Below are 6,707 nucleotides of genomic sequence, written 5' to 3' on the forward strand. Positions count from 1 at the left end.
CCCCTAACTCGCATTAGGGGCGCCAAACCAGTTAAACTATTGCAACCCAATTCGGGCTTTGGCGATCCGGCTTCAGCCGACGTCGCGCATCGTGGTGGTCTGCGGCGCCTTCAGCAGGAACTTTTCCAGTTCGCCGACCATCTTGGTGCGGATGCCGAGGCGGAGCTTGGCTTCGCCGAGTTGGCCGTGCACGCCGACCATGGCCGAGCGGGCTTCGCTGAGGGCGCGGATGGCGTCCATCAGCTTCACTTGAACGTCGTCGGCGAACACCATCGGGGCGTTCACATCCTTACGGGCCTTCAGAAGATCGGCCATCAGCTCGGTCGCCTCGACCATCGCCTGATCCACCGCCGCTTCGGTCGCGAACAGCTTGGTCGCCACGCGTTGCGCAACAAACGCCTTTTCCATCGGGAAAACCCCTCCACCTGTGAATGAACTCACGGGTGAAAAGGTAAACCAGAGGTTAAGACCGGTCTAGCCTCTTAAGCTTTCATTAACCGCGACATCTGCGCCCACAAGTTGCGTGTGGCGCGCATGACGCAGCTTCGCCTTGGAGGCGAGTCATGTTCCCCTGACACGCGATCCGTGGAAGCGAAGCGTTAGGAGTATTGGGCTAAATCCCCTCATCGTCTGGAATTTGAGCGCCATGACCCAACAGCTCAGAACGACCGCCGCGCCGCATACGGCCTCGTTTCATGCTCGCGTGGCGGGCGCCGCCCTGATCACCGCGCTGGTCGTGCTCGCGGCCGCCTGCGCGACCTTCATGCTGCAGCAGTGGGCCGTCGCGCGCGAGCAGAGCCATTCCGCCCAGGTGGCGCTGGCCGAGATCACCGCCGCCGCCGTCGCCGGCGATCTGGCCGCCCATGACGCCCAGGCCGCCGCCCCGGCGCTGGCCGCCCTCGCCAAGGCCCACCGGGTCACGGACGCGCGGCTGATCGACGCCAACGGCCGGGTGCTGACCGCCTATCGCCGCCCGGGCGATCCGCCCCGCGAGCTCGACGTCATCCATACGGAAGTGACCCTCAAGGGCATCCGGGTGGGGGAACTGGTGCTCAGCGCCCAGGCGCCCAGCTTCAACGCCATGCTGCCCCAGTTCATCGCGCTCACCGGCGCCCTGTTCTTCGCGGGCGTCGGCGTGGCCCTGTTCCTGGGACGCGGCCTGGCGCATCGGATCATCTCGCCGGTTCAGCGCTTGTCGGAGGCCATGCACGAGGTGGCCGCCGGCGGCGAGTTCCAGCCGGTCACCGTCCAGGCCCAGGACGCCCTGTTCCGCAGCCTGACCGACAGCTTCAATCACCTGCTCTGCCGGCTGGGCGAGCGCGACCGCGCCCTGAAGGCCAGCCTGGTCGACCTGACCGAGGCCCGCGACGCGGCCAACGCCGCCAATGTGCTGAAGTCCCAGTTCCTGGCCAATATGAGCCACGAGATCCGCACCCCGCTCAACGGGGTGCTGGCCATGGCCGAGGTCATGTCCATGGGCGAGCTGGCCCCGGTGCAGCGTGACCGCCTGGACGTCATCCGCCAGTCCGGCAGCCTGCTGCTGGCCGTGCTCAATGACGTGCTCGACCTGTCCAAGATCGAGGCCGGCAAGCTGACCCTGCTGGTCGACGACTTCGACCTCCAGTCCGCGCTCGGTCCGACCGCCGACAGCTTCCGCATCCTGGCCGAACAGAAGGGCCTCGACTTCCAGGTCCAGTTCACCGACGCCGCCCTGGGCGCCTGGCGCGGCGACGCCGACCGCCTGCGCCAGGTGGTGGGCAACCTGTTGTCCAACGCCGTGAAGTTCACTCAGGTCGGCGCGGTCAGCGCCGTGTTCGACGCCGCGCCCGAGACCGACGGCCTGCGCCTGACGGTGCGCGACACCGGGGTGGGCATCCCGGCCGAGAAGCAGCTGCACCTGTTCGAGAAGTTCGTGCAGGCCGACAATTCCGCCACCCGCCGCTTTGGCGGCACCGGGCTTGGCCTGGCCATCTGCCGCGAGCTCACCCAGATGATGGGCGGGACGATCCAGGTCGAGAGCCAGGAGGGCCACGGCTCGACCTTCCGGATCGAGCTGCCCCTGGAACGCGGCGAGATCGCCGCCGTCGCCGCCCCGGCCGCGGTGGAAGAGGACGAGGCGCCGGAGGGCGCCCTGCGTCTCCTGGCGGCCGAGGACAACCCGACCAACCAGCAGGTGCTGGCCGCCGTCATGGGCTCTCTGGGCCTGGAGGTCGACATCGTGCCCGACGGGCGGGCGGCCCTGGAGGCCTGGCGCGACGGCGCCTATGACCTGATCCTGATGGACATCCAGATGCCGGTGATGGACGGCATCGATTCCGCCCGCGCCATCCGCGCCGCCGAGCGCGAGACCGGCCGCCGGCGCACGCCCATCGTGGCGCTCACCGCCAACGCCCTGTCCCATCAGGTGCAGGAATATCTGGCCGCCGGCATGGACGGCCACGTCGCCAAGCCCATCGAGATCGCCAAGCTCTATGAGGCCATCAGCCGGGCCCTGACCGAGGCGGCCCAGGCGCCGGCCGCCACCGCCGCGGCCTGACCGCGGAAACCTGAACCTTAGACAACGAACGCCTCAGGTCAGCTTCAGGCGGCCGGCCGCAATCTCCGCTCAACGTCGTCCACCCGGACGGCTCAGAGATCCAAGGAGATCGAGATGAAAAAGGTTCTGCTCTCGCTCGTTGCGGCCACCGCTCTGGCCGCCGCCGTGTCCCCCGCCGCCGCCCAGTCCTGGGATCGCGGCCCGGCCCCCGCCTATAACGGCGGCTATGGACACGACATGGGCGGCCCGCGTCCGATCATGCGCGGCGACAATCTGGAAGCCCGCATCGACGCCGGCGTGCGCAGCGGCCAGCTGAGCTGGCGCGAGGCCCGGTCCCTGCGCGATCAGCTCCGCTTCGCCGAGCGCATGGCCTATCGCTACCGCGCCGACGGCGTGGTCACCCGATGGGAGCAGGCCGACCTCGACCGTCGTTTCGACGCCGTGTCGGCGCGCCTTCGCTTCGAGCGCCACGACAATGAATACGGCTATGGCTACGGCGACCGCGGCGGCTGGCGCCACTAGGCCCTAGACGGCCACAGACGCCCCCGCGCCCCGGCGCGGGGGCGTTTTTCATGGAGCTCGCCAGAACCCAAGCCCGGTCAGATCGTTTTGAAGGGCATGGGACGCCAAGGAGTAATGACCATGAAGACCCTGACCCTCATCGCCGCCACCGCCGCCCTGGCCCTGTCCGCGGGCGCCGCCAGCGCCCAGGGCTGGGCCCGCCCGGACGAGCGCCAGGCGATGCTCGACGCCCGGATCGAAGACGGCGTGCGGAGCGGCCGCCTGACCTGGCGCGAGGCCCGCGAGCTGCGCGCCGAGCAGCGCCAGATCCAGCGGCTGGCCTGGCGCTATCGCCAGGACGGCATGTCCGGCTGGGAGCGCGCCGACCTGGACCGCCGCTTCGACCATCTGTCGATGCGCATCCGGGCCGAAAGCCACGACTATGACCGCTACGGCGACGGCTACGGCTACCGCCGCTAGTCCGCCGGCCAGGGGCGAGGCGGGGGCGCGGTCCTGAGCGCTCCCGCCATCGCCTTTTCAGCCCCGGGTCAGGCCTCCAGGATGGTGAGCTCGGGCCATCTGGCCTGGGCCGCCTGGGCGGTGCGCAGAAAGCCCGTGGTCTTGCGCAACGGATTGGGCCTCAGCTTCAGCTCGAAAATGTCCTCCAGGCCGAAGGGCGCGACGATGGTCATGCGCCCGTCCGCCTCCAGCCGCGCGCCGACCCCGAAGGTCGGGCTGGTGAACCGCGTCAGGGCCTCGGCGCTGGAGGCGAGGGGCGCATAGGCCTCGCCGAACTTGCCCTCGAACCACACATGCACCCGGGCCTGGTTGCGCACCTCGACCATGTCGCGCAGCGGCGGATCGAAGGCGGCCGCGACCCGGCGGATGACCTCATCCTCGGCCTCGTAGGAAATGTCGGCGGCGTCGTGATAGCCGAGGTCGTAGTCCTTGATCCCATAGTCGGGATCGCGACCGGTCAGGTGGTTCAGGGCCCGCTGATAGATCGCCCCGGAAAAGATCAGCCAGTCGGGCAGGTCCAGGTCGCGCGCGGTCTCCATCACCTGCATCAGGCTGGGCGCGGCGCGCAGAATGTCTTCGAGACGACGCTCCAGGGTCATGCCCGGCCCCTCAGCGGCCAGCCATGGTCGAGCGGACCATGGCCCGCCCCGAAACCGGGCGCCTGGCGCATGGCCTCACCCACATAGGCCCAGGCGCGGGCGACGGCGGCCTCCAGGCCGAGCCCCTGGGCCAGGCCGGCGGCGCAGGCCGACGCCAGCGTGCAGCCCGTGCCGTGGGTGTGGCGGGTGTCGATCCGCTCGCCCTCGAAACTGGTCTCGCCCTCGGCCGTCATCAGCACATCGACCACCGTCTCGCCGCACGTGGCCGCCCTTCATCAGCACCGCCCGCGCGCCCAGCCGCAGCAGGGCCTCGCCGGCCCGGCGCAGGTCGTCCGTGGTCTCGACCACAAGCCCGGTCAGGGCGGCGGCCTCCGGCGCGTTGGGGGTGAGCAGGGCCGCGCGGGGGATCATCAGGTCCCGGACCGCGCCGATCGCGCCTGCATCGAGCAGTGAGGCGCCGCCCTTGGCCACCATGACCGGGTCGATCACCGCTGGCGCCGCGGTCGTGTCCAGGATGCGGGCCACGGCCTCGACCATGGCGACATCGCCCAGCATGCCGGTCTTGACCGCGTCGGCGCCGATGTCGTCGAGCACGGCGCGGGCCTGGGCCTCGACGATCTCGACCGGGATCGGATGGACGCCGGTGACCCCCAGCGTGTTCTGCACCGTCACCGCCGTGATCGCGGTGGCCGCATAGCCACCGAGCGCGGTGACCGTCTTGATGTCGGCCTGGATCCCCGCCCCGCCGCCGGAATCCGAACCGGCGAGGATCAGGACCCGCCCGAGATAGGAGGCTGGGAAAGCGGTCATGACCGCCGATAGCCCGCCCGCGGGCGAAATGCATCGGGATTTACGAAGCTTTCCACCGCCTTCAGCATGGCGGCCATGGACACTGACGCCTTCGCCCGCCGGTTCGAGCTGGCCTATCGCGACCTCTATCTGCGCGCCGTGCGCCGGGTGCGGGACAAGCGCGACCGGATGACCGCCGAGACCACCGCCTTCCTGCTGCATCTGGCGGAGGCCGGGCCGATGAGCCTGACCGAGCTCGCCCGCCACATGGGCCGGGCGCAATCGACCACCAGCGAGATGGTCGAGCATCTGGTCGCCAAGGCCCTGCTGGCCCGCGAACCCGATCCGGCCGACGCGCGCCGCGCCCTGATCTGGCTGACGCCCGGCGGTCGGGAGGATCTCGCCGAGGCCCTGCAGGTGCTCGACGAACCTCGCCTGGCCCGCGCCGCCGAGGGCCTGACCGCAGACGAACGCGCCGACCTCACCCGCCTGATGGACCGCCTCAACACCCTTTTGAAGGAACAGACCCCATGACCCACTCTTGCGAAAGCTGCGGCATGCCGATCGAGACCGGGCGCTATTGCGCCTATTGCGTCGACGAGACCGGCGCCCTGCAGGACTTCGACACCCGCTTTGGCCGCATGGTCGACTGGCAGCTGCGCGAGCGCGGCGGCGAGCGGGCCGCCGCCGAGGCCGCGACGCTCGCCTATATGGCCACCCTGCCGGCCTGGAAGGACCATCCGAGGGTCAAGGCCGGGCTGGCCTGAATCCCCCGGCCTGCTAGGTTCCGCCCATGAGCGGAACAGACAAGATCGCCCTCGTCACCGGCGCGGGCTCCGGCATCGGACGGGCCAGCGCCCAGGCGCTCGCCCGGGCCGGCTGGCATGTGGCCCTGGTCGGTCGGCGCGCCGACGCGCTCGCCGCCACCGCCGAGCTCGACCCCGGCCGGATGATCCCGATCCCGGCCGATGTCGCCGATCCCGCCCAGGTGGCCCAGGCCTTCGAGACCGTGAAGGCGCGGTTCGGCCGGCTGGACATGGTGTTCAACAACGCCGGGACCGGCGCCCCGCCCGTCCCGTTCGAGGACCTGGACATCGCCGCCTGGCGCCGGGTCGTGGACGTCAACCTGACCGGCGCCTTTCTCTGCGCCCAGGCCGCGTTCCGCATCATGAAAGCCCAGGATCCCAAGGGCGGGCGGATCATCAACAATGGCTCGATTTCGGCGCACGCGCCCCGGCCCCGATCGGCCGCCTACACCGCGACCAAGCATGCGATCACCGGCCTGACCCGCTCGCTGTCCCTCGACGGTCGCGTCCACGACATCGCCTGCGGCCAGATCGACATCGGCAACGCCGCGACCGAAATGACCCAGCGCATGAGCCAGGGCGTGCCCCAGGCGGACGGGACCCTGGCCGCCGAGCCGGTGATGGACGTCCAGGCCGTCGCCGACGCGGTGGTGTTCATGGCCGGACTGCCCCTGGAGGCCAATGTCCAGTTCATGACCGTGATGGCCACCAAGATGCCGTTCATCGGCCGCGGCTGAGCCGGAGGAAGCTCGACCAATCGCCCTGTTTCGGCCCCTGCGGGGTCGCGCCCGGGCCCCAAACACCCCGGACTATCGAACGCTTCGGGGGAGGCCTCATGCGCAAACAGGAGACCTCATGCGTTCTAAACTCTTCCTTGGTGCGGCGCTCGCCGGCCTGATCGCGGCGCCGGCCCTGGCCCAGACCGCAACCGCCCCGCCGGCGACCCCGCCCGCGGCC

General features: G+C 70.1%; 8 protein-coding genes and 1 pseudogene. 6 read left to right on the forward strand and 3 right to left on the reverse strand.

Annotated elements, in window-relative coordinates; genetic code table 11:
* Nucleotides 1–72 precede the first annotated feature (72 nt).
* Nucleotides 73–408, reverse strand: a complete 336-nt coding sequence (locus tag MQH10_RS19505; protein ID WP_242565658.1) for a hypothetical protein — start codon at nucleotides 406–408, stop codon at nucleotides 73–75.
* Nucleotides 409–646: 238 nt separating this feature from the next.
* Here MQH10_RS19505 and MQH10_RS19510 point away from each other — a divergent pair, with 238 nt between their 5' ends.
* The 3 genes from MQH10_RS19510 to MQH10_RS19520 all read left to right on the forward strand — a co-directional run bounded on the left by MQH10_RS19510 (nucleotide 647) and on the right by MQH10_RS19520 (nucleotide 3,517).
* Nucleotides 647–2,536: an ATP-binding protein gene (locus tag MQH10_RS19510; RefSeq protein WP_242565659.1), complete on the forward strand. Its 1,890-nt coding sequence runs from the start codon at nucleotides 647–649 to the stop codon at nucleotides 2,534–2,536.
* 114 nt (nucleotides 2,537–2,650) lie between these two features.
* The gene (locus MQH10_RS19515) at nucleotides 2,651–3,058 is read left to right on the forward strand and encodes a hypothetical protein (RefSeq protein ID WP_242565660.1); all 408 of its coding nucleotides are present in this window, start codon (nucleotides 2,651–2,653) and stop codon (nucleotides 3,056–3,058) included.
* A gap of 120 nt (nucleotides 3,059–3,178) precedes the next feature.
* The gene (locus tag MQH10_RS19520; protein ID WP_242565661.1) at nucleotides 3,179–3,517 is read left to right on the forward strand and encodes a hypothetical protein; all 339 of its coding nucleotides are present in this window, start codon (nucleotides 3,179–3,181) and stop codon (nucleotides 3,515–3,517) included.
* Nucleotides 3,518–3,585: 68 nt separating this feature from the next.
* Here the strand turns inward: MQH10_RS19520 and MQH10_RS19525 are convergent, their stop codons facing one another.
* A complete protein-coding gene (locus MQH10_RS19525; protein ID WP_242565662.1) occupies nucleotides 3,586–4,155 on the reverse strand; it encodes a nucleotidyltransferase family protein in 570 nt (189 codons plus the stop codon).
* Nucleotides 4,152–5,094, reverse strand: a pseudogene (thiD, locus tag MQH10_RS19530) (bifunctional hydroxymethylpyrimidine kinase/phosphomethylpyrimidine kinase). Before thiD ends, MQH10_RS19525 begins: the two are co-directional and overlap by 4 nt.
* Here thiD and MQH10_RS19535 point away from each other — a divergent pair.
* From MQH10_RS19535 to MQH10_RS19545, 3 genes are read left to right on the forward strand one after another with little or no spacing between them, the layout of a single operon-like run.
* The gene (locus MQH10_RS19535; protein WP_242565663.1) at nucleotides 5,041–5,478 is read left to right on the forward strand and encodes a MarR family winged helix-turn-helix transcriptional regulator; all 438 of its coding nucleotides are present in this window, start codon (nucleotides 5,041–5,043) and stop codon (nucleotides 5,476–5,478) included. The pseudogene thiD and the gene MQH10_RS19535 sit on opposite strands and share 54 nt — an antisense overlap.
* Nucleotides 5,475–5,711: a hypothetical protein gene (locus MQH10_RS19540; protein WP_242565664.1), complete on the forward strand. Its 237-nt coding sequence runs from the start codon at nucleotides 5,475–5,477 to the stop codon at nucleotides 5,709–5,711. Before MQH10_RS19535 ends, MQH10_RS19540 begins: the two co-directional genes overlap by 4 nt.
* A gap of 26 nt (nucleotides 5,712–5,737) precedes the next feature.
* On the forward strand, nucleotides 5,738–6,487 hold the full coding sequence (locus MQH10_RS19545; protein ID WP_242565665.1) for an SDR family oxidoreductase: 750 nt from the start codon (nucleotides 5,738–5,740) through the stop codon (nucleotides 6,485–6,487).
* Nucleotides 6,488–6,707: the final 220 nt, after the last annotated feature.

Source organism: Phenylobacterium aquaticum, assembly GCF_022695515.1.
Lineage (GTDB): Bacteria > Pseudomonadota > Alphaproteobacteria > Caulobacterales > Caulobacteraceae > Phenylobacterium > Phenylobacterium aquaticum.

Bases quoted from the DNA above. Each gene is read 5' to 3' on its own strand.
- MQH10_RS19535 (WP_242565663.1), top strand. From the start codon at position 5,041: ATGGACACTGACGCCTTCGCCCGCCGGTTCGAGCTGGCCTATCGCGAC.
- MQH10_RS19505 (WP_242565658.1), bottom strand. From the start codon at position 408: ATGGAAAAGGCGTTTGTTGCGCAACGCGTGGCGACCAAGCTGTTCGCG.
- MQH10_RS19540 (WP_242565664.1), top strand. From the start codon at position 5,475: ATGACCCACTCTTGCGAAAGCTGCGGCATGCCGATCGAGACCGGGCGC.
- MQH10_RS19545 (WP_242565665.1), top strand. From the start codon at position 5,738: ATGAGCGGAACAGACAAGATCGCCCTCGTCACCGGCGCGGGCTCCGGC.
- MQH10_RS19525 (WP_242565662.1), bottom strand. From the start codon at position 4,155: ATGACCCTGGAGCGTCGTCTCGAAGACATTCTGCGCGCCGCGCCCAGC.
- MQH10_RS19510 (WP_242565659.1), top strand. From the start codon at position 647: ATGACCCAACAGCTCAGAACGACCGCCGCGCCGCATACGGCCTCGTTT.
- MQH10_RS19515 (WP_242565660.1), top strand. From the start codon at position 2,651: ATGAAAAAGGTTCTGCTCTCGCTCGTTGCGGCCACCGCTCTGGCCGCC.
- MQH10_RS19520 (WP_242565661.1), top strand. From the start codon at position 3,179: ATGAAGACCCTGACCCTCATCGCCGCCACCGCCGCCCTGGCCCTGTCC.